Annotated in this window: 21 protein-coding genes and 1 pseudogene; 15 read left to right on the plus strand and 7 right to left on the minus strand. The window is 63.1% G+C overall.

All coding sequences use genetic code 11. The features are described from left to right. Positions 1-11: 11 nt before the first annotated feature. Positions 12-935 (minus strand): LysR family transcriptional regulator, encoded by a 924-nt coding sequence (locus ACNFCH_RS17830; protein WP_196164764.1) that lies wholly within the window; start codon positions 933-935, stop codon positions 12-14. Positions 936-983: 48 nt separating this feature from the next. On the opposite strand from ACNFCH_RS17830, the gene ACNFCH_RS17835 reads away from it, so the two are divergent. The 3 genes from ACNFCH_RS17835 to ACNFCH_RS17845 all read left to right on the plus strand — a co-directional run bounded on the left by ACNFCH_RS17835 (position 984) and on the right by ACNFCH_RS17845 (position 3,396). Further along, positions 984-1,310 (plus strand): 3-phosphoglycerate kinase, encoded by a 327-nt coding sequence (locus tag ACNFCH_RS17835; RefSeq protein WP_337159907.1) that lies wholly within the window; start codon positions 984-986, stop codon positions 1,308-1,310. 101 nt (positions 1,311-1,411) lie between these two features. After that, complete coding sequence (locus tag ACNFCH_RS17840; protein WP_416743229.1) at positions 1,412-2,011, plus strand: FMN-dependent NADH-azoreductase; 600 nt, start codon at positions 1,412-1,414, stop codon at positions 2,009-2,011. A gap of 503 nt (positions 2,012-2,514) precedes the next feature. Further along, on the plus strand, positions 2,515-3,396 hold the full coding sequence (locus tag ACNFCH_RS17845; RefSeq protein WP_337159914.1) for a carboxylate/amino acid/amine transporter: 882 nt from the start codon (positions 2,515-2,517) through the stop codon (positions 3,394-3,396). Between the two features lie 43 nt (positions 3,397-3,439). Here the strand turns inward: ACNFCH_RS17845 and ACNFCH_RS17850 are convergent, their stop codons facing one another. After that, positions 3,440-4,732: a mechanosensitive ion channel family protein gene (locus ACNFCH_RS17850; protein ID WP_337159916.1), complete on the minus strand. Its 1,293-nt coding sequence runs from the start codon at positions 4,730-4,732 to the stop codon at positions 3,440-3,442. Between the two features lie 144 nt (positions 4,733-4,876). On the opposite strand from ACNFCH_RS17850, the gene ACNFCH_RS17855 reads away from it, so the two are divergent. After that, complete coding sequence (locus ACNFCH_RS17855) at positions 4,877-6,202, plus strand: DEAD/DEAH box helicase (protein ID WP_337159918.1); 1,326 nt, start codon at positions 4,877-4,879, stop codon at positions 6,200-6,202. A gap of 130 nt (positions 6,203-6,332) precedes the next feature. Here ACNFCH_RS17855 and ACNFCH_RS17860 read toward each other — a convergent pair whose 3' ends face one another. Continuing rightward, a complete protein-coding gene (locus ACNFCH_RS17860) occupies positions 6,333-6,605 on the minus strand; it encodes a hypothetical protein (RefSeq protein ID WP_196164769.1) in 273 nt (90 codons plus the stop codon). A gap of 255 nt (positions 6,606-6,860) precedes the next feature. Between ACNFCH_RS17860 and ACNFCH_RS17865 the strand changes: the two genes are divergently transcribed. From ACNFCH_RS17865 to ACNFCH_RS17880, 4 genes are all read left to right on the plus strand, one after another. Next, positions 6,861-7,139 carry a BrnT family toxin gene (locus tag ACNFCH_RS17865; RefSeq protein WP_337159922.1) on the plus strand — a complete coding sequence of 93 codons (279 nt, stop codon included), beginning with the start codon at positions 6,861-6,863 and terminating at the stop codon, positions 7,137-7,139. After that, positions 7,117-7,371, plus strand: coding sequence for a BrnA antitoxin family protein (locus tag ACNFCH_RS17870; RefSeq protein WP_337159924.1), 255 nt, complete (start codon positions 7,117-7,119; stop codon positions 7,369-7,371). The genes ACNFCH_RS17865 and ACNFCH_RS17870 overlap by 23 nt, the downstream gene beginning before the upstream one ends. Before the next feature lie 75 nt (positions 7,372-7,446). After that, entirely contained in the window at positions 7,447-7,839 is a 393-nt protein-coding gene (locus ACNFCH_RS17875) for a transcriptional regulator (RefSeq protein ID WP_337159926.1), read from the plus strand. 106 nt (positions 7,840-7,945) lie between these two features. Beyond that, on the plus strand, positions 7,946-8,872 hold the full coding sequence (locus ACNFCH_RS17880; RefSeq protein WP_337159928.1) for a DMT family transporter: 927 nt from the start codon (positions 7,946-7,948) through the stop codon (positions 8,870-8,872). Between the two features lie 27 nt (positions 8,873-8,899). Here the strand turns inward: ACNFCH_RS17880 and ACNFCH_RS17885 are convergent, their stop codons facing one another. Next, a complete protein-coding gene (locus ACNFCH_RS17885; RefSeq protein ID WP_337159930.1) occupies positions 8,900-10,072 on the minus strand; it encodes a YbfB/YjiJ family MFS transporter in 1,173 nt (390 codons plus the stop codon). Between the two features lie 105 nt (positions 10,073-10,177). On the opposite strand from ACNFCH_RS17885, the gene ptrR reads away from it, so the two are divergent. Then, complete coding sequence (ptrR, locus tag ACNFCH_RS17890; RefSeq protein ID WP_337159932.1) at positions 10,178-11,071, plus strand: putrescine utilization regulator PtrR; 894 nt, start codon at positions 10,178-10,180, stop codon at positions 11,069-11,071. Positions 11,072-11,195: 124 nt separating this feature from the next. Beyond that, entirely contained in the window at positions 11,196-11,324 is a 129-nt protein-coding gene (locus ACNFCH_RS17895) for a PA1414 family protein (RefSeq protein WP_256815133.1), read from the plus strand. 88 nt (positions 11,325-11,412) lie between these two features. On the opposite strand, the gene ACNFCH_RS17900 is transcribed toward ACNFCH_RS17895, so the two are convergent. Both ACNFCH_RS17900 and speB read right to left on the minus strand, forming a co-directional pair. Then, positions 11,413-12,792: a sodium:solute symporter gene (locus tag ACNFCH_RS17900; RefSeq protein WP_337159935.1), complete on the minus strand. Its 1,380-nt coding sequence runs from the start codon at positions 12,790-12,792 to the stop codon at positions 11,413-11,415. 247 nt (positions 12,793-13,039) lie between these two features. After that, positions 13,040-13,990, minus strand: coding sequence for an agmatinase (speB, locus tag ACNFCH_RS17905; protein WP_043209365.1), 951 nt, complete (start codon positions 13,988-13,990; stop codon positions 13,040-13,042). A gap of 225 nt (positions 13,991-14,215) precedes the next feature. Here speB and ACNFCH_RS17910 point away from each other — a divergent pair, with 225 nt between their 5' ends. The 4 genes and pseudogenes from ACNFCH_RS17910 to ACNFCH_RS17925 all read left to right on the plus strand — a co-directional run bounded on the left by ACNFCH_RS17910 (position 14,216) and on the right by ACNFCH_RS17925 (position 17,480). Continuing rightward, positions 14,216-15,109, plus strand: coding sequence for a LysR family transcriptional regulator (locus ACNFCH_RS17910; protein WP_196164775.1), 894 nt, complete (start codon positions 14,216-14,218; stop codon positions 15,107-15,109). A 142-nt stretch (positions 15,110-15,251) separates the two neighbouring features. Continuing rightward, positions 15,252-15,527, plus strand: a pseudogene (locus ACNFCH_RS17915) (PAS domain-containing protein); the annotation flags it as partial. Between the two features lie 255 nt (positions 15,528-15,782). Further along, positions 15,783-16,811 carry a methyl-accepting chemotaxis protein gene (locus tag ACNFCH_RS17920; protein ID WP_375731005.1) on the plus strand — a complete coding sequence of 343 codons (1,029 nt, stop codon included), beginning with the start codon at positions 15,783-15,785 and terminating at the stop codon, positions 16,809-16,811. A gap of 75 nt (positions 16,812-16,886) precedes the next feature. Further along, positions 16,887-17,480 (plus strand): tRNA-uridine aminocarboxypropyltransferase, encoded by a 594-nt coding sequence (locus tag ACNFCH_RS17925; RefSeq protein ID WP_416743230.1) that lies wholly within the window; start codon positions 16,887-16,889, stop codon positions 17,478-17,480. A 7-nt stretch (positions 17,481-17,487) separates the two neighbouring features. On the opposite strand, the gene ACNFCH_RS17930 is transcribed toward ACNFCH_RS17925, so the two are convergent. Then, positions 17,488-18,372 (minus strand): LysR substrate-binding domain-containing protein, encoded by an 885-nt coding sequence (locus ACNFCH_RS17930; RefSeq protein ID WP_070093222.1) that lies wholly within the window; start codon positions 18,370-18,372, stop codon positions 17,488-17,490. Between the two features lie 151 nt (positions 18,373-18,523). Between ACNFCH_RS17930 and ACNFCH_RS17935 the strand changes: the two genes are divergently transcribed. After that, positions 18,524-21,544 (plus strand): FAD-binding and (Fe-S)-binding domain-containing protein, encoded by a 3,021-nt coding sequence (locus ACNFCH_RS17935; RefSeq protein ID WP_416743231.1) that lies wholly within the window; start codon positions 18,524-18,526, stop codon positions 21,542-21,544. Positions 21,545-21,565: the final 21 nt, after the last annotated feature.

Consider the following 21,565-nt stretch of genomic DNA (forward strand, 5'->3'; position numbering starts at 1 on the left):
GCGCGGTCCTCTCAGGCTTGTGGGGGGGCTGCGAAGGGCACGTCCAATGGCGCTGTGTCGAAGTTGCGCAGCAGCTCGATGAGGATCTGCGTGGCCGGACCCAAGGTCTTGTCCTTGTTCGAATAAAGGTAGAACAGCGGATGGCGGCTGCCACCCTGGTCCAGCGGCAAGGGCTTGAGCACGCCGTCTTTAAGCTCGCGCTCGATCATGTGCCGCGGCAGCCAGGCAAAGCCCAGGCCGCTGCTGACGAAGGTGGCGGCGGTACCCAGGCTGCCGACCGTCCAGCGCTGCTCGGCGCCGAGCCAGCCGACATCCCGCGGCTGGGCGCGACCGGAGTCGCGGATCACCACCTGCAACTGGCTTTCCAGGTCCTGGAAGGTGATTTCCCGGCCCAGGCGATGCAGGCTGTGGTCGGGATGGGCAACGGCGATAAACTCCACCGAGCTGAGTTCGGCGCCCAGGTAACCACCAATGCTGTAGCTGCTGATGGCCAGGTCCGCGATTCCCTCGTGCAGCACTTCCTCGACGCCCGACAGCACCTCCTCGCGCAGACGCACGCGGCAACCCCGGCTCTGCGGCATGAAGGCGCTCAGGGCGCGAACCAAGCGGGCGCTGGGGTAGGCGGCATCGACCACCACGCGCACCTCGGCTTCCCAGCCTTGTTCCATATGGTGAGCGAGGTCCTCGAGCTGACTGGCCTGCTTGACCAGATGGCGCGAGCGGCGCAGCAGTACGTTGCCGGCCTCGGTCAGTACCGCCTTGCGGCCATCGATGCGCAGCAAGGGCACGCCCAGTTGCTCCTGCATGCGCGCGACCGTGTAGCTCACCGACGATTGCGAGCGGTGCAGGGCCTCGGCGGCTTGGGCGAACCCGCCATGATCGACCACTGCCTGGAGAGTTCGCCACTGATCCAGGGTTACGCGTGGCGCTTTCATCTTCGGCTCCTGTTGTCCTAAGCTGCGCTCTGTCAAGGAGAGCGCCCTATGAAGAAATGTTGTGCGGCATTGCTGATGTGCCTGCCCCTTGGGGCAATGGCGTATTACCCCATCGACGTGGAGAAGGACCTGGACGGGGTCAAGCTCGACTACACCACCTACGACACTGCGCGCAGTATCGGCGCGATCACCCTGAATAACTATGGGCAGGTCCCGGCCGCCTGCAAGGTGACCTTTCGCAATGGGCCCGAAGCGCCGCGGGTTCGACGGGTGAACGTGCCGGCGGGCAAGAGCCGGGATGTCACGGCCACCTTCAACCGAGAGATCATCAAGCTGCGCATCGCATTGAGCTGCAAGGCTGAATCAACTGATTAATCGATAGATTGCACCCACTTTTTACGCTTTTTTATCGATAGGTCAAGTTTTAATCTCACCTCCATCGAATCGCATCCCCTTGTTTGCCGATGGAGGCTTCCATGTCCCGCGTACTGATCATCGAAAGCAGCGCCCGCCAGCAAGATTCCGTTTCTCGTCAACTGACCCGCGACTTCATCCAGCAATGGCAGGCCGCTCATCCACGCGACGAGATCAGCGTACGCGACCTGGCGGTCACACCTGTCCCGCATCTGGACGCCGATCTGCTCGGTGGCTGGATGAAGCCGCAGGAGCAGCGCTCGCCGGCCGAACTGGACGCCCTGGCCCGCTCCAACGAACTGACTGACGAACTGCTGGCCGCCGACGTGCTGGTCATGGCAGCGCCGATGTACAACTTCACCATCCCCAGCACCCTCAAGGCCTGGCTGGACCATGTACTGCGCGCCGGTATCACCTTCAAGTACACCCCGACCGGCCCGCAGGGCCTGCTGACCGGCAAGCGCGCCATTGTGCTCACCGCCCGTGGCGGCATCCATGCTGGTGCCACCACCGACCACCAGGAACCGTACTTGCGCCAGGTCATGGCCTTCATCGGCATCCATGACGTGGACTTCATCCACGCCGAAGGCCTGAACATGAGCAGTGACTTCCACGAGAAGGGCCTGAACCAGGCCAAGGCCAAGCTGGCCGCGGTGGCCTGATACGCAACGCATTCCCAACCCCTGACACCTGTCGCTCCTTTGGGTGTATCCGCCCGGCCCTGTGATGGCCGGGCTTTTTTTACCTTGTCATCCGAGGCAGCACCGGACGAGTGAAAGTCACTGTCTTGTAGTGCTTGTGCTGGCCCATTCGCGGGTAAACCCGCTCCCACAGGGATTGCGTAAGTCTTAAGAGCAAAGCAATCCCGGTCGGAGCCAGGGCCTTATTGGCACGGTTCAGAAGTATCAAGGAATACCAACCAAAGGCAATTTGAGCTTGTCCAGCACCATAGAATCTCCCACAAGGATCACCACTAGCCCTGAGGATCACATCAATCATCAGGAACACACCAAACCTGTGGATCACTCCAATCCTGGGGATCACCACCATTATTGTGGGAGCGGGTTTACCCGCGAATGGCCTGGCGCTGCCCCTACAGCCCGCATGGTTGAACTCCGGTAGGCCAACCGGCTAAGGTCGCCGCCTTGATTCATGAGAGGCAACCATGGGCTACCTGATAATCGTCGCGCTGATCCAGGCGTTCTCCTTCAACCTGATCGGGGTCTACCTGGCCGGCAACGTGGACAGCTACTTCGCGGTGCTGGCGCGGGTGGTGCTGGCGCTGCTGGTGTTCCTGCCGCTGACCCGTTGGCGCCAGGTGGAGCCGCGTTTCATGCGTGCGATGTTGTTGATCGGGGCGCTGCAGTACGGCATCACCTATGTCTGCCTGTACCTGAGCTTCCGCGTGCTGACAGTGCCGGAAGTGCTGCTGTTCACCATCCTCACGCCATTGCACGTGACCTTGATCGAAGATGCCCTGAACCGCCGGTTCAACGCCTGGGCTCTGTTGGCCGCCCTGGTGGCGGTGGCCGGCGCCGCCGTGATCCGCTTCGACAGCATCAGTGGTGAGTTCTTCGTGGGTTTCTTGCTACTGCAACTGGCCAACTTCACCTATGCCGCAGGCCAGGTGCTGTACCGTCACCTGATCGCCCGACATCCCAGCGATTTGCCGCACTACCGGCGCTTTGGCTATTTCTACCTGGGGGCGTTGATCGTCGTGCTGCCCGCCTTCGTGTTGTTCGGCAACGCCCAGCATTTGCCGAGCACCGATGTGCAGTGGCTGGTGTTGCTGTTCTTGGGGCTGTTCCCGACGGCCTTGGGGCTGTACTGGTGGAACAAGGGGGCGTGCCTGGTCAGTGGGGGCACGCTGGCGGTGATGAACAACCTGCACGTGCCGGTGGGCTTGCTGCTCAATTTGCTGATCTGGAATCAGGACGAGCCGCTTGGGCGGCTGTTCATTGGGGGGGCGGTGATCCTGGCATCCGTCTGGATGAGTCGGCTGGGCATGCAGCGCCCGGCAACGCCGGGGCAGGCGGCATCAGGCTGACAGCCTGGGGATGGGGCCGCAATGCGGCCCCGTTCCATGTCCCTCAGGCTTCGGTGAGTTCACTCAGCCGCTGTGCTGATTGAGCGCGACCGGCAAGGCCCACACGCATATCGTTGCCGCTTGGCTGTTGGTAGAGGCTCAGGCCGAACTCCGGCAACACGGCCAGCAGGTAGTCGAAGATATCGCCCTGGATCCGCTCGTACTCGCCCCAGGCCGTGGTGCGGGTAAAGCAGTAGATTTCCAGGGGCACGCCCTCTGCGGTGGCCTGCATCTGGCGGACCATGCAGGTCATGCCTTGCTGCACGTCGGGATGATTCTGCAGGTAGGCCAGGGCGAAGGCGCGGAAGGTGCCGAGGTTGGTCAACTGGCGACGATTGGCCGACAGCGCGGCCACCGGCCCCAGCGACTCGTTCCAGGAGCTCAGCTCTTGGCGTTTTTGCGCCAGGTAATCGCCCAGCAGGCGGACCTGACCCAGGCGTTGCTCTTCTTCGGCGGTAAGGAAACGCACGCCCGCGGCATCGATGAACAGGCTGCGCTTGATGCGGCGACCGCCCGATTGCTGCATGCCACGCCAGTTGCGGAACGACTCGCTCATCAAGCGCCAGGTGGGAATGGAGACGATGGTCTTGTCGAAGTTCTGTACCTTGACCGTGTGCAGGGTGATGTCCACCACGTCGCCATCGGCGCCCACCTGGGGCATCTCGATCCAGTCACCCACATGCAACATATCGTTGCTCGTCAGCTGCACGCTGGCGACGAATGACAGCAGGGTGTCCTTGTATACCAACAGCAGCACTGCCGACATGGCGCCCAGGCCGGACAGGAGCAAGAGCGGCGAGCGGTCGATGAGGGTGGCGACGATGACGATGGAAGCGAAGATCCACAGCATCATCTTGGCCAATTGCACATAGCCCTTGATCGAGCGGGTGCGGGCGTGCTCGGTGCGGGCGTAGATGTCCAACAGGGCATCGAGCAGGCAGGAGATGGCCATGGTCATGAACAGCAGGGTGAAGGCCAGGGCGACGTTGCCGAGGAAGTGCTGGGCGGTGTCGCTCAGCTCCGGTACCAGCTTGAGGCCGAACTGGATCACCAGCGATGGGGTGGTCTGGGCCAGGCGGTGGAAAACCTTGTTGTGGCGCAGGTCGTCGAGCCACTTGAGCGGCTGCTGCCGAGCCAGCAGGCGGCTGGCGTGTAGCATCAGAAAGCGTGCCAGACGGCCGATGACCAGGGAAATCAACAGCAGCACCGTCAGGCCCAGGGCCGCGTGCAGCATGGGGTGTTGATCGAGGGTGCCCCAGAGATCCAGGGCGTCGTTCCAGAGTCGTTGTATATCCATGAGGGTAATAGCAGGGTCTGTGTTGCGAAAACGAGGCCCATTAGAGCGCGGATCGGCATGAAGGTGCCAAAAGAAATTCGGCGCCAGCGATGGAAAACGTTACCCTATGCAACTGAATTTCCAGCGACTGCCCGAGGTACATCCGTGTTTTCCCAATTCGCCCTGCACGAACGCCTGCTCAAAGCTGTGGCCGAGCTGAACTTTGTCGAGCCGACCCCGGTGCAGGCAGCGGCCATTCCCCTGGCCCTGCAAGGGCGTGACCTGCGGGTGACCGCGCAGACCGGCAGCGGCAAGACCGCCGCCTTCGTGCTGCCGTTGCTCAATCGCCTGGTCGATCTGCGCGAGCGCCGCGTCGAGATCCGTGCGCTGATCCTGCTGCCGACCCGCGAGCTGGCCCAGCAGACCCTCAAGGAAGTGCAGCGTTTCTCCCAGTTCACCTACGTCAAGTCGGGCCTGGTCACCGGTGGCGAGGACTTCAAGGAGCAGGCCGCGCTGCTGCGCAAGGTCCCGGACGTGTTGATCGGTACCCCAGGCCGTCTGCTGGAGCACCTCAACGCCGGCAACCTGGACCTTTCCCACGTCCAGGTGCTGGTGCTGGACGAGGCCGACCGCATGCTCGACATGGGCTTTGCCGAGGACATGGAGCGCCTGTGCAAAGAATGCGAAAACCGTGAGCAGACCCTGCTGTTCTCCGCCACCACCGGTGGCGCGGCCTTGCGTGACATCATCGGCAAGGTGCTCAAGGACCCTGAGCATCTGATGCTCAACAGTGTCTCGCAGCTGTCCGAGGGTACCCGCCAGCAGATCATCACTGCCGACCACGACCAGCACAAAGAGCAGATCGTCCAATGGCTGCTGGCCAACGAGACTTACCAGAAGGCGATCATCTTCACCAACACCCGCGCCCTGGCCGACCGTATCTACGGTCACCTGGTGGCCAAGGACGTGAAGGCCTTCGTGTTGCACGGCGAGAAGGACCAGAAGGACCGCAAACTGGCGATCGACCGCTTCAAGCAAGGCGGTTCCAAGGTGCTGGTGGCGACCGACGTGGCCGCGCGTGGCCTGGACATCGACGGCCTGGACTTGGTGATCAACTTCGACATGCCGCGCAGTGGCGATGAGTATGTGCACCGCATCGGCCGTACCGGCCGGGCGGGCGCCGAGGGTCTGGCGATCTCGCTGATCTGCCATAACGACTGGAACCTGATGTCGAGCATCGAGCGCTACCTCAAGCAGCAGTTCGAGCGCCGGGTCATCAAGGAGGTCAAGGGTACCTACAGCGGGCCGAAGAAGGTCAAGGCTTCGGGCAAGGCCGCGGGTACCAAGAAGAAAAAGGTCGAGAAGAAGACGGGCGAGAAGAAAGGCGCAACCGCCAAGCGCAAACCGGCCGCCAAGCCCAAGACCAAGGCGCCACTGGCCAGCGCCGATGGCATGGCCCCGCTGAAGAAGCGCGCGCCGAAGGCAGAGTAAGCTCGTCGGGACCTTTGCGGGCCCTTCGCGGGTGAACCCGCTCCCACAGGATTGAGGTGATCCTCAGGATTGGCGCAATCTTTGTGGGCGCGGGATTACTCGCGACAGGGCATGCCGCGCCCCAAAGCGACTAGTCTGCCTTTTTCTCCGCAGCTTTAAGTTCCTGGATTCGCTTGTCGATCAGCTGGCACTTGTCCGGCAGGTCCTTGCTGGCCGTGCCCAGGTCCATCCCTTGCAACTCTTCGTTGATCTCCTTGGCCTTCTGCGGATTCTGCTCCGTCAATTGGGTGACCAGCCCGGCCAGCTCCTCGCGTTTCTGAGTCGCTTCTTCCGGTGTGCAGGCCCAGGCGGGCAGGGCGCAGAGCAGTGCATTCGCGCACATGATGGGCAGTAAGTGTTTCATCCGTTTCCTCTCCCGGCAGGGGTATACGCGGTTGAAAGGCGGGATATCTGGAAGTTCAGCGAGATGGGATGGGTGGCATTGATTATCGGCAGTGGCCCAGCCCTGCTCGTCAGGAGCAAATGAAGCCAGTTCTGGCTTTCACGTAGCCTGCTTCCGAACCAACATTTGAGGCATTGTGACAATGGGCCTCCCCCTCTAGTCTCGTTCGCTTAGAGCGAGTACCTTGTATGTACATAAGTAAATACAGGTCGTTCCATGCAATTTGAATGGGACGAGCGCAAGAACCAATTGAATATTCGTAAACATGGCATCGACTTCAACGATGTTCCGGACATGTTCCGCCATCCTATGTTGACCTTATCCGATGATCGAGAGCACTACGGAGAGGAACGGTGGGTCAGCGTTGGGTGGCTCAACAGATTGGTTGGTGTGGTCGTCCACACGGAACGACAAGGTGAAGTGATCCGTGTCATATCGGCACGAAAAGCCACCAGACGAGAGGCGCGGCTCTATGTCGAAAGCATCGAAAACTGATTGGGATCGAGTTGTCCGGCAGAAGGATGAGGACATCGATACAACGGACATTCCAGAGCTGGGCGATGATTTCTTTCGCAAAGCCCAGCTGCATGTTCCCCCCAAGCAAGCGGTGACCATCCGACTGGATGCTGACGTTCTGGCTTGGTTCAAGGCTCAAGGCTCGGGGTATCAGACACGTATCAACCAGCTGCTTCGCCAATACATGCAGGCCCATCGGCAGGAGCCCTGATTTATCTGGAACACCCACCAACCCCCACCGGTCCCATGCTGTGTACCCCACACGTTCACAGCGGGAGGCCACCTCATGAGCACCTACGACTGGGACCTGATCGAGCGCTTGTTGCATGAAGTGCAGAACAGCGCGGGCCACAGCTTCACGCCACGCCCCTATGCCGAGCAGCATGCGGCTGCCTTGGCCGCCGCCGGTCAGCCGGTGGGTGACCTGGACCATCTGAAGACGCGGGCCTGCGAGTACGAAAAAGTTCTCTTCGAGCGCGGATACATCGAAAGTCGCCCGGAAGAGGACGGTGGCAATGGCGAGAACTTCGTTCTCACCGAGCGGGGTTCGCGGCTGCTCAGCCTGATCGACAGCAGTATCCCGGGGTTCGAGCATCCGCGTCAGGTGCTGGACGAACAGGACGACGCGCTCGACGAGGCGACCTTCGAACAGGTCGCCACCAAGGCGCAAATCGCTTGAGGTCGTTTTGAGACTGGCATGGGTACCCCGGCAAACCCGATAATCGGTACTCGTTTGCCAGAGACAGGACCTCGCCCATGACATCGATAGACCACGGGGGCCGCCTATGAGCGCGGCTCGCAAGAACCCCGATGCTTTTGCGTTGCAGGTCATGCTGGGGCTGTGCCTGATCTGGGGCAGTCAACAGGTGATGATCAAATGGGCTGCCAGCGACATCGCGCCGGTGATGCAGGCTGCGCTGCGTTCCGGCATCGCCGCGGTGCTGGTGGGGCTTCTGGTCTGCTGGCGGGGCGGGTGGTCCAGGGTGGGCAGCACCTGGCGGGCAGGCTTGCTGGCCGGTGGGTTGTTTGGCCTGGAGTTCCTGTTCATCGCCGAGGGCCTGAAGCTAACGTCGGCGGCGCACATGTCGGTGTTTCTCTACACCGCGCCGGTGTTCACGGCCCTGGGGCTGCACTTCACATTGCCAAGCGAGCGCCTGCGGCTGTTGCAATGGCTGGGCATCCTGTTGGCCTTCGCCGGGATCGCCACGGCGTTCGCCGGCGGGATGTCGCTGAGCCAACTCGATGGACGCATGTTGCTCGGTGACGCCTTGGGCGTGCTGGCGGGCCTGGCGTGGGGCGCGACCACGGTGGTGGTGCGTGGGTCGCGACTGTCGGAAGCCCCAGCCGATCTCACCTTGTTCTACCAGTTGTTGGTGGGCTTTGTCGGGTTGCTGCTGATTGCGCTAGTCAGCGGCCAGATCGGCAGGGTCACATTCACACCCCTGGCTGTGGGTAGCGTGCTGTTCCAGGCCGTCGTGGTGTCCTTCGTCAGTTACCTGACCTGGTTCTGGTTGCTGCGCAAGTACCTGGCGTCCAACCTGGCCGTGTTTTCGTTCATCACACCGCTCTTTGGCGTGACCTTTGGCGTGCTGTTGTTGGGCGAGCCATTGAGCCTGAACTTCGTATTGGGCGCGTTGATGGTGCTGGGTGGGGTCATCCTGGTCAGCGCGGAACCGTGGGTGCGCCAGCAATTGCGCAGGCTGGTGGGCTGAGCGAGTCCTACATCCTCACAAGGGCCCTCAAGATGAGGCGCAGGCGCTGGCCGGGCTGACTTGCACAGCGCCAATGCCGGTCAGCGCCAGGAGGCCGGCCAGTCCCAGCCCGCCTGCGGCCAGCAACAAGGCAGGCTGCAACCCGCCCCAGTAGTGATTGCTCACGGCTGCCAGCAGGGGGCCACTGAGCTGGCCCACGGCGAAACAGGCGGTCAACAGGCCGGCATTACGCTGGGTCGCATGGGGCGCCAGCTCCCGCGAACGTTGCATCACAAGCTGCATGCAGGCCAGGAACGGCGTACCACACAGCACGACACCCAAGGCCAGGCCCAGCCCATCGCCCAGCAAGCACGCCAGCACACCCAGGCCTTGCAACCACAAGGTCGCGCTCAGCCAGGCGGACGTCCGGCCGGGGCGGCGTAGCCCGACCAGCATTACGCCCAACGCTGCCGCGAGGCCGAACGCCGGCCAGAACAGATCCGCCGCCCAATGCCCTTGAAACTGATGGCTGGCCATCTGCGACAGAAAGGTGGCGGGCAGGATATAGCCGATACCGTATAGGGCGTAGATCACGCCCAGCCGCCCGATCCCGGTGGCGCGGGCAGCGGCGCTGTCGGTCGCACTTGGCAGCACACTGGTGGCCTGTGGCTGCGGTAGCCAGGGCAATACGGCCAACAGCATGGCCAACGCAGCCACCGCATAGATCAACCACAGGGCTGCGGAGTCCAGGCCCAGCAGGTGTGCTCCCAGGGCCAGCAAACCGGTCACGACGATACCCACGCCAGGCCCGGCGAACACCAGGGCGCCGAGGCGAGGACGGCCGTGTGCAGCGGCCAGTTGTTGGCTGAGGCTGGTGATCATGACCAGTACCCAGGCACTGGCCACGCCGGTGCCAAAGCGCAGCAGCACATGGCTCCAGAAGCCATCGGCCGCCCAGGAGGCGAGGGTCAGCAATACGCACGCCCAGAGGCCGGCATGTAGACGCAGGCGAACTTGGCCCGGCTGACGGGCGAACATGGCATCGACCGCGCCAAGAAAGTAACCCAGGTAGTTGGCCGCCGCGACCAGGCCGCCTGCGGTCAGGTCGAGCTGACCTTCGGCAATCAGGCGCGGCAACTGCGGGGTGAGGGCGAAGCGGCCGATGCCCATGGCCATCATCAAGGCCACGGCGCTGGCCAGCAGTTGTACGAAGGGTGACATGGCGGCGTCTCCTGCCAGACGAAAGTGATGGAGGCAGGTTAGGAAAGATTGACTTTCAATAAAATTGAATAATGATGATCAAGTTATTCTGTTTTGGAGAATATTATGGAGTTCAGCCAACTGCGCATCTTCCAGGCTGTGGCCGAGGAGGGGTCGGTCACGCGTGCCGCCGAGCGCTTGCACCGGGTGCCATCGAACCTGTCGACGCGATTGCGTCAGTTGGAGGAGCAACTGGGGGTGGAATTGTTCGTGCGTGAGCGCCAGCGCCTGCAACTGTCCCCAGCGGGCAAAGTCCTGTTGGACTACGCCAATCGCCTATCGACCTTGCGCGATGAGGCGATCGCTGCAGTGCAAGGTGGCCAGCCGGCCGGTGACTTCGTGCTCGGTACCATGTACAGCACCGCAGCGACGCATCTGCCGCCACTGCTGGCGCGTTATCACCAGGCCTACCCTGCGGTGAATCTGCAAGTGCAGGCCGCACCCAGTGGCGAATTGCTGGAAGGATTGCTGGCCCATCGGCTCGATGCCGCTCTGGTGGACGGCCCGCTAAGCCTGGCCGGGCTCGATGGCGTGCCGTTGTGCGAGGAGGTGTTGGTGCTGATCACCCGCCCGGAGCATCCGCCGGTGCGCAACGCGCGGGACGTCGCGGGGCGTGCGGTGTTCACCTTCCGCCAAGGGTGCTCCTACCGGATGCGTCTGGAAGCCTGGTATGCCCATGACCACACGCCCATGGGGCGGGTAATGGAGATCGAGTCATACCAGAGCATGCTGGCCTGTGTGATCGCCGGTGCAGGGGTGGCATTGATGGCCCAGTCCATGCTCGACACCCTTCCTGGCCGCGATCAAGTGCAGGCGCACCGTTTGCAGGCGCCGTTCGATCACGCGGTCACCTGGCTCATGTGGCGCCAGGGCATGCTGGGGGCCAATCTTCAGGCGTGGATCGATGTGCAACAAGGGGAAACAATTGACCGACGGTCGGCAAGTGCCATTTCCGCTTGATCCGCGTCAAACTCGCCCCTATCTGTAGGAACAGAGGCATGCGCGATGTAGGACATCGGGCTATTATCTGTATGGAACATCGAAGGACTGAATCGCCGTGAGGCTGACCCGTGAAGGGGGCATTATGAACAAGCGAATGTACAACTGGCTCCACGACCTCGCCGTCGCCCTGGGCTTGCTCCCACCTCCGCTGCAGCCGGTACCGATCCCAACCGACGAAGAGCAGCGCAAGCGCCAACCGCGTCGTCGCTGAAACGAAAAGGCCGCCGCATCTCACGATGCCGCGGCCTTTCTTTTTACCTTGCCTGGCGCCTGTCGGGGCGCCAAGTGTTTGCTTTACATCACGCCAGGTTGACGGTTGCCACAGAGCGGCGCGACAGCAGGCTGACCACCACGAAGCTCACCAGGCCGATCGCCAGGCTGTAGTAGATCGGCGAGTTGGCATCCAGACCATCCTTGAACATGAAGAACAGTGCGGTGACGAAGCCCAGCGACATGCTGGTGATGGCGCCGGCGGTGGTGGCGCGCTTCCAGAAGATCGCACCAATCAGCGGGATCAGCATGCCGCCGACCAGCAGGTTGTAGGCCAGGGTCAGGGCGCTGATCACATCGTTCACCGCCAGGGCGATGCCCAGTACCACCAGGCCGGTGATCAGGGTGAACAGCCGGTTCACGCCCAGACTCGACTGCTTGCCGCCACGCAGCTTGGGCAGCAGGTCTTCGGTCAGGGTGGTCGAGGCAGCCAACAGACCTGCGCTGGCGGTGGACATCATCGCAGCCAGGGCGGCGGCCATCAGCAGGCCACGGATACCCTCGGGCAGTTGACCTTTGATCATTTCAGCAAAGGCGTTGTTCGGGTTGACCAGATCCGGCAGCAATACGTGGGCGGCCATACCGATCAGGGCGCAGGCCAGGCCGTACAGCACGCAGTAGACACCGGCGACGGTACCGGCGCGCTGGCAGACCTTCTCGTCGCGGGCGGTGAACACCCGCTGCCAGATATCCTGGCCGATGAGGATGCCGAAGAAGTAGATCAGGAAGTAGGTGATGATGGTGTCCCAGCCGATGGTGGTCCAGCTGAAGCTGGCCGCCGGCAGCTTGGCTACCAGGGTGTCCCAGCCACCGGCCTTGTACAGGCAGATCGGCAGCAGGATGAACATCAGGCCCACGGTCTTGATGACGAACTGGACGATGTCGGTCAGGGTCAGCGACCACATGCCGCCGATGGTCGAGTACACCACCACCACGCCACCACCAAACAGCAGTGCCATCCAGAACGGTACATCCAGCAGTACCTGCAGCACGGTGCCCATGGCCAGGGTCGAGGTGACCGCGATCATCAGGGCGTAGGCGAGCATGATCGCTGCACTGGCTTGGCGAGCCATCGGGTTGTAGCGGCGCTCCAGCACCTGGGTGACGGTGAAGATCTTCAGGCGCAGCAGCGGCTTTGCCAGGAACAGGTTCAGGGCGATGATCCCCAGGCCCAGTGCGGCGCACAGCCAGAAGCCAGAGATGCCGTGGACGTAGCCCAGGCGCACGGTGCCGACGGTGGACGCGCCGCCCAGCACGGTGGTGGCCATGGTGCCCATGTACAGGGTAGGGCCGAGGTTGCGCCCTGCCACCAAGTAGTCTTCATGGGTTTTCGCGCGGCGCATGCCATACCAGCCGAGGCCAAGCATGCCAGCGGCATAGATCAGTACAACGAAGATGTCCAAGGCCATTGGGGGTCTCCCGATTATCTTTATTATGGCGAGATCGACTGTCCGGGCGGTTCATGGCGCCCGGCGGTCTTGTCTTGTGTTGGCGGGCCTCAATGGCCCTTCCTAATGGCTCCTGCCGCAGGTATTGCGTTCACATCCTGTGTGGGTGTGGTGTGTCCTGCGATCACGGTCCGGTGGACTGCATGGCCGGTCATGCCATCGTCATCGCAGGGCAAGTCTGCACCTACACAAGTGTGTGACTACTCGCTCAGCGGCGTACCACGCCCGGCAGCACGCAGAGCATCTCGAACAGCAGGTTCGCGCCGAGCAGCGAGGTGTTGCCGGTGGTGTCGTAGGGCGGCGAGACCTCGACCAGGTCGCAGCCGATCAGGTCCAGGCCGTGGCAGCCACGGATGATCTCCATTGCCTGGATGGTGGTCAGGCCACCGATCTCCGGAGTACCGGTGCCTGGGGCCCAGGCCGGGTCGATGCCGTCGATGTCGAACGACAGGTAGACCGGGCCGCCACCGACCTTCTCGCGCACTTCGGCCATCAGTGGCTCCAGCGACTTGTGCCAGCACTCTTCGGCCTGCACGACGCGGAAGCCCTGGCGACGGCTCCAGTTGAAATCATCGGCGGTGTAGCCCTGGGCGCGCAGGCCGATCTGGACGACGCGGTCGCAGTCGAGCAGGCCTTCTTCCACAGCGCGGCGGAAGGTGGTGCCGTGGGCGATCTTCTCACCGAACATATGATCGTTGACGTCGGCGTGGGCGTCGATATGCACCAGGCCGATCTTGCCGTGCTTTTTGTGCAGCGCGCGCAGGATCGGCAGGGTGATGGTGTGGTCGCCACCGAGAGTCAGGGGAATGATGTTGTGCTCGAGGATCTCGTCGTAGGCTTCTTCGATGATGCGCACGGCGTCGAGCAGGTTGAAGGTGTTGATCGCCACGTCACCGATGTCGGCGACCGACAGCGAGTCGAACGGAGCGGCGCCGGTGGCCATGTTGTACGGGCGGATCATCACCGACTCGGCGCGGATCTGACGCGGACCGAAGCGAGTGCCCGAGCGCAGCGAGGTGCCGATGTCCAGCGGTACGCCAATGAACGCGGCGTCCAGGCCTTCGGCGCTTTGCAGGTGGGGAAGACGGAGCATGGTGGCGATGCCGCCGAAACGCGGCATTTCGTTGCCGCCCAGTGGTTGGTGGAGAATCTTTTCCACGGTGGGCCTCATCAGTCGGTCGATTGTTCTGTTTGTTCGAACCTGTGCCGCAGCGTGCCAGGCAGGCAAGCAGACGCCGGCGGGCAGGGACATTGGAGCCCAGTCTGCGCAAGGTAGTGGACGGGAGGAATCGCTACAGACAAATACTTACTTCAGGATTTTCTAAACTAACCGTTCGCAGCGGGTTAGACTCTGGTGATTTCCACCCTGCGGAACCGTCGCTTCATGGCTTCTTCACTGCCCGACCTGAAACTGCTGCGTATCTTCATCAGCGTGGTGCGCCACCAGGGCTTCGCCAATGCCCAGCGTGAGCTGAACCTCTCCACGTCGGCCATCAGCACCTACATGAGCCAGTTGGAAAGCGCCTTGGGCATCGTCCTGTGTCACCGAGGCCGTGGCGGTTTCAGCCTGACCAGCAAAGGCGAGTTGTTCCATCAGGAGACCTTGCGTCTGCTGGCTGAACTCGATGGTTTCGAGCAATACGCCGCAGCGCTCAAGGGCGAGCTGCGCGGTACCCTCAACCTGGGGGTGATCGACTCCACCGTGGGCGACCGCGCCCTGCCGCTGGCCGAGGCCATCGGCGCATACAGCCAAGAGCATCCGGCGGTGCACCTGCACCTGTCGGTCTCCAGCCCCTATGAACTGCAATTGGGGGTACAGGACAATCGCCTGGACCTGGCCATCGGCGCCTTTTCCTCACGCATGAGCGGCCTGGTGTACCAGCCGTTGTACCGGGAGCAGCACTGGCTGTACTGCAGCAGCCGGCACCCGTTGTTCGGCGAGCGGCGGGTGCCGGAAGAAGTGATCACCCAGCAACGCATGGTCGGGCGGGGTTACTGGAGCCAGGCGGAGTTGGCGCGCCACGGCTTCAAGCACAGCGCGGCGACAGTGGAGAGCATGGAAGCGCAGTTGATCCTGATCCTCTCCGGGGCCTACATCGGTTATCTGCCCGAGCATTACGCCCAGGCCTGGGTCGACAAGGGCGACCTGCGCGTCCTGTCGCCGGCCACGTTTGGGTATCAGGCACCGTTTTCCTTGATCATCCGCCGTGGGCGCAGCCGCGAACCCTTGATCCAGACCTTCCGCGACCTGCTCAAGTCGCAACTGAATGTCAGTTAAAAAACGTCGCTTTTAGAACATTGCGTCAGGCTGTGTAAATTTCCCGCGAGGCACGCGACTGGAGTGATGGCGTTCTGCTAAATATCTATTTGCTTTGATGAAATTTCCCATCATCTAACAAAGCAAGGACTGCCAGATGCGCATGAATTTGCCCGTCACAGAGCAAGAAAGAACCTTCCCGTCCGACCAGCGGCTGATCTCCACCACCGACCTGAACAGCCGCATCACCTATTGCAATGACGCATTCGTGGCCATCAGCGGTTTCACCTACGACGAGCTGGTGGGCCAGCCGCACAATCTGGTGCGCCACCCCGACATGCCTCCGTCGGTCTTCGGCCACATGTGGGAAACCATCAAGCAGGGCAAACCTTGGATGGGGGTGGTCAAGAACCGCGCCAAGAATGGTGACTTCTATTGGGTCAGCGCCTACGTCACGGCCATTTACGAGAACGGCCGGATCAGCGGCTACGAGTCGGTACGTTCGGTCCCGAGCCGTGATCAGATTCGCCGCGCCGAGGCGCTTTATGCGCGTTTGCGCGGGGGGCGTTCGGCAGTGCCTTGGGCTGCACGCATCGGCTCTGGACTGCAACATGGCCTGCCGCTGATCGGCGCGGGCCTCGCATCGGCGGCTGCCTATCTTTGGTTGCCTCAGTACGCGGCGCTGGGCGTGCTGATGGCCAGCATGCTGGGGGCCTGGTACTGGATCGAACACCGCCAGAACCAGGCCATCCGCCGGACCCTGGCCGAGCACCCCAAGGCCTTCACCAGCCCGTTGGTGGCCCTGACCTACAGCGACAATCCCGGCCTGCAAGGGCAACTGGATCTGGCCATCATCAGTGAGGAAGCGCGCTTGCAGACGGCCCTGACCCGCCTGGTCGATGCCGGTGTAGGGGTCAAGTCGCGGGCCGCGCAGTCGGCCGGTTTGTCCGATGCCCAGGCGCAAATGCTCGATCGCCAGCGCAGCGAGACCGACCAGTCGGCCACCGCCATCGCGCAGATGGCCGCGACCATCCAGCAGGTCACCCACAACGTGCAGAGCACCGCTCACGCGGCCAGCGATGCCGACCATCTGGCCCAGCAAGGCAGCGAGCTGGCGCAACAGAGCCTCAAGGCCATGGGCAGCATGAGCGATGCGGTCAACGACATCGGCCAGGCGGTCAATGCCCTGGCCGAGCAGACCCAGTCGATCGGCAGTGTGGTGGACGTGATCACGTCGATTGCCGAGCAGACCAACCTGCTGGCGCTCAACGCGGCGATCGAGGCTGCGCGGGCCGGCGAACAGGGGCGAGGGTTCGCGGTCGTGGCCGATGAAGTACGCTCCTTGGCCCAGCGCACCCGGGCCTCTACCGACGAAATCCATCACATCATCGCGTCGCTGCGTTCAGGCGCCGAGCGGGCGGTCACCACCGCCAATCGCGGCGAGCAGATCTCCCGTGACAGCGTGCACAGCGTCGAGGCGGTCCAGCAAGCGTTGTCCGGTATTGTCCAGGCGGTCAGCCGTATCACGGGCATGAGCCAGCAAATGGCGACAGCCTCGGAGCAGCAGAGCCATGTTGCCGAGGACATCAACCAGCAGATCGTACGCATCGCCCACTTGTGCGACGAGAGTGCCGGACAAGCCAAGCAGGGCGCCCAGATCAGCCAGGACCTCGAACGCATGGCCGAGTACCTGCACAGCTTGGCAGAACGTTTCAACCGCTGAAGATTCGCCTCTCCCACATGGATGTGGGGCTTTTCCGAGTGGCTGTGGCACACTGCGCCCGGTAAGGAGAAGCCGATGTCCAGACCCCGCTGCGAACGCTGCCAGCGTCCGCTCGATCACTGCCTTTGCCCGTTGATTCCCAGCCTCGACAGTCGGACCCGCGTGGTTCTGCTGCAGCACCCCAGTGAAGTGTCCCATGCCTTGAACACCGCGCGCCTGGCGGCCCTGGGCCTGGTGAACGCCGAGCTGCGGGTCGCAGAGGTGTTCGATGACCTGCAGGCGCTGCTCGCCACGCCCGGGTATCGGCCTGTGCTGTTGTTTCCGGGGGAGCAGGCGCAGGTGCTGTCGGCTTATCCGACCGGGGACGACACGCCGTTGCTGTTGATCGTCCCCGATGGCACCTGGCGCAAGGCGCGCAAGCTGCTCTACCTCAACCCGTTGCTCGAAGCGTTGCCGCGGGTGACCTTGGGCCAGGTGCTGCCTTCACGCTACCGCTTGCGCAAGGCGCCGCAGCCGGGTGCCCTGTCGACCATCGAGGCGGTGGTCGAAGCCTTGAATGCGCTGGAGGGGGCAGGGCGCTTCGATGCGCTGTGCAGGCCCTTCGATGCCTTGATCGAAGGGCAGATCAAGGCCATGGGGCGCGAGACGTTCGAGCGCAATCACGGCTAGACGGCGATCAGATCTGCTCCAGCAACCACCCCCGAAACGCCCGCAACGAAGGCAGTGCCTCGTTGCGTGGGGGATAGATCAGGTAATAGCTGCGTTGGCTGGCAAAGGCGTCACCAGGACTGAACAGCTCGCCGCTGGCCAGTTCGTCTTCCACCAGAATCCTGGGCACCAGGCCGATCCCGATCCCGGCCCTCACCGCCTGGATCAAATGCGACGTCAGCTCGAAGCTGGGCCCAAGGCGCATGCTGCGATGCGCCAAGCCGTGGTGGGAAAACCATTCACCCCAGGCGTGGGGGTTGTTGGCGACATTGAGCAGCACTTGTTCGCTGATGCGTGCAGGGTCCCAGCCGCGGGCATCGGCTGCAGCGGGAGGCGGCAGGATGACCACCAGTTCCTCGGCGTGCAGTCGATGGCAGATCAGGCCAGGCAGGTCATGGGTGGCGACACCGATGGCCGCGTCGATCTCGCTGGTGTCGAAGTTGATCGCTTCGATCCGTGAATGGATGTGCACCAGCATCCCTGGGTGCGCGGTGTAGAACGCATGCAGGCGCGGCAGCAGCCATTTGGAGCCGAAGGTCGGCAAGGTGGCCAAGCGCAAGGTGCCGACGCCCGACTGGTAGGCCAGGGCCTGCAAGGTGGCGCTGCGGATACGTCCCAAGGCCTCGCTGAGCTCGCGTTGGTACAGCCGGCCCACGTCGGTCAGCTGGACCTGGCGCCCCTCGCGGCGAAACAGGGTCAGGCCAAGCTGTTGCTCCAACGCCTGCACCTGTCGGCTGACGGCGCTCTGGGTCAGCGACAGTTCGGCGGCGGCGCGGGTGTAGCTTTCATGCCGCGCGGCGGCCTCGAAGGCCAGCAGCAACGACATCGACGGTGTCAGGTGGCGGTAATTCATTCGCAAAACTCATCGATAGCGGCAGGAATATCCGTTTGCCGTTGGCTGGAAACTACAGGAACATTGGCACATTCGTCATCCTCGCATGGTCCATTCATGCCGGTGTGACAGGATTTCCGTGAATTAGCCCCTATTAAGAGGCCATCCTTCGATGATCGCCCAGCTGTCGACCCGTGCGCCTGCCGCCCACTACCCAGAATTCCTCGAAGCCCTGCGCAACAGTGGCTTTCGTGGCCAGATCAGCGCCGACTACGGCACCCGTACCGTGCTGGCCACCGACAACTCCATCTACCAGCGTCTGCCCCAGGCGGCGGTGTTCCCCATGGATGCCGACGATGTGGCGCGGGTTGCCACGCTGATGGCCGACCCGCGCTTTCGCCAGATCAAGCTGACACCACGCGGCGGCGGCACCGGCACCAATGGCCAGTCGCTCACCGATGGCATCGTGGTCGACCTGTCGCGGCACATGAACAAGATCCTGGAAATCAACGTCGAGGAGCGTTGGGTCCGGGTCCAGGCCGGCACGGTCAAGGACCAGCTCAACGCAGCGCTCAAGCCCCACGGGCTGTTCTTCGCCCCGGAGCTGTCCACCTCCAACCGCGCCACCGTCGGCGGCATGATCAACACCGACGCCAGCGGGCAGGGCAGCTGCACCTACGGCAAGACCCGCGACCACGTGCTCGAGCTGCATAGCGTCCTGCTCGGCGGGGAGCGCCTGCACAGCCTGCCGATCGACGATGCCGCACTGGAGCAGGCCTGTGCCGCGCCTGGCCGCATTGGTGAGGTGTACCGCATGGCCCGGGACATCCAGCAGACCCAGGGCGAGCTCATCGAAAGCACCTTCCCCAAGCTCAACCGCTGCCTGACCGGCTACGATCTGGCGCACCTGCGCGACGAGCAGGGCCGCTTCAACCTCAACAGCGTGCTGTGCGGCGCCGAGGGCTCGCTGGGCTATGTGGTCGAGGCCAAGCTCAACGTGCTGCCGATTCCGAAGTACGCGGTGCTGGTCAACGTGCGTTACACCAGCTTCATGGACGCCCTGCGCGATGCCAACGCGCTGATGGCGCACAAACCGTTGTCGATCGAGACCGTCGATTCCAAGGTCTTGATGCTGGCGATGCAGGACATCGTCTGGCACAGCGTCGCCGAATACTTCCCGGCCGACCCCGAGCGTCCGACCCTTGGCATCAACCTGGTCGAGTTCTGCGGTGACGAGCCGGCCGAGGTCAATGCTCGGGTCGAGGCGTTCATCTCTCACCTCAAGAGCGATACCAGCGTCGAGCGCCTGGGCCACACCTTGGCCGAGGGCGCCGAGGCGGTGACCAAGGTCTACACCATGCGCAAGCGCTCGGTGGGCCTGCTGGGCAACGTCGAGGGAGAGGTTCGCCCACAGCCGTTCGTCGAGGACACCGCGGTACCACCGGAGCAACTGGCCGACTACATCGCCGATTTCCGTGCGCTGCTCGACAGCCATGGCCTGGCCTACGGCATGTTCGGTCACGTCGATGCCGGCGTGCTGCACGTGCGCCCGGCCCTGGACATGAAAGATCCGGCCCAGGCCGCGCTGGTCAAACCGATCTCCGATGCCGTCGCCGCCTTGACCCAGCGTTACGGCGGCCTGCTGTGGGGTGAGCACGGGAAGGGCCTGCGCTCTGAATACGTGCCGGAGTACTTCGGCGAGCTGTACCCGGCGCTGCAACGCCTCAAGGGCGCTTTCGACCCGCACAACCAGCTCAACCCGGGTAAGATCTGCACGCCGCCAGACAGCCCAGAAGGCCTGACCCCGGTCGATGGCGTGACCCTGCGCGGCGATCTGGACCGCACCATCGACGAGCGTGTCTGGCAGAGCTTTGGCAGCGCCGTGCATTGCAACGGCAATGGCGCCTGCTACAACTACGATCCCAACGACGCGATGTGCCCATCGTGGAAGGCCACCCGCGAGCGTCAGCACTCGCCCAAGGGACGTGCGTCGCTGATCCGTGAGTGGCTGCGCTTGCAGGGCGAGTCGGATATCGATGTGCTCGCCGCCGCCCGTGGCAAGGTGTCCTGGCTCAAGGGCCTGCCGGCGCGCCTGCGCAATGCCCGTGCTCGCCAGCAAGGGCAGGAGGACTTCTCCCACGAGGTCTATGACGCCATGGCGGGCTGCCTGGCGTGCAAGTCCTGCGCGGGGCAGTGCCCGATCAAGGTCAATGTGCCGGACTTCCGCTCGCGCTTCCTCGAGCTGTACCACGGCCGTTACCAACGCCCGCTGCGCGATTACCTGATCGGCTCGCTGGAGTTCACCATTCCGTATCTGGCTCATGCCCCTGGGCTGTACAACGCCGTGATGGGGTCCAAATGGGTGAGCAAGCTGCTGGCTGATAAAGTCGGGATGGTCGACAGCCCGTTGATCAGCCGCTTCAACTTCCAGTCGACCCTGACCCGCTGCCGCGTCGGCGTGGCGAGCGTGCCGGCCCTGCGTGAGCTGACCCCGGCCCAACGCGAGCGCTCCATTGTGCTGGTTCAGGATGCCTTCACCCGTTACTTCGAGACGCCATTGTTGGCAGCCTTCATCGAGCTGGCGCACCGTCTGGGCCATCGGGTGTTCCTGGCGCCGTACAGCGCCAATGGCAAGCCGCTGCACGTGCAGGGCTTCCTGGGCGCCTTCGCCAAGGCGGCGATCCGCAATGCCACCCAGCTTAAGGCCCTGGCCGAGTGCGGCGTGCCGCTGGTAGGCCTGGATCCGGCCATGACCCTGGTGTATCGCCAGGAGTACCAGAAGGTCGAGGGGCTGGACGGGTGCCCGAACGTACTGCTGCCCCAGGAATGGCTGATGGATGTGTTGCCTGAGCAGGCTGGTGCCGACGCTGGCAGCTTCCGCCTGATGGCCCACTGCACCGAGAAGACCAACGTGCCAGCCAGTACCCGGCAGTGGGAGCAGGTGTTCGCGCGGCTGGGCCTGAAACTGGTCACCGAAGCCACCGGTTGCTGCGGCATGTCTGGCACCTATGGTCACGAGGCGCGCAACCAGCAAACCTCGCGGACTATCTTCGAGCAGTCCTGGGCGACCAAGCTGGACAAAGAAGGGGAGCCATTGGCCACGGGGTATTCGTGCCGCAGCCAGGTCAAGCGGATGACCGAGCGTCAGATGCGCCATCCGTTGGAAGTGGTGTTGCAGTACGCGCAGCGCTGAGGTGTGTCATTCGGTGCAGGC

This window comes from Pseudomonas sp. NY15354, assembly GCF_048068075.1.
GTDB lineage: Bacteria > Pseudomonadota > Gammaproteobacteria > Pseudomonadales > Pseudomonadaceae > Aquipseudomonas > Aquipseudomonas guariconensis_C.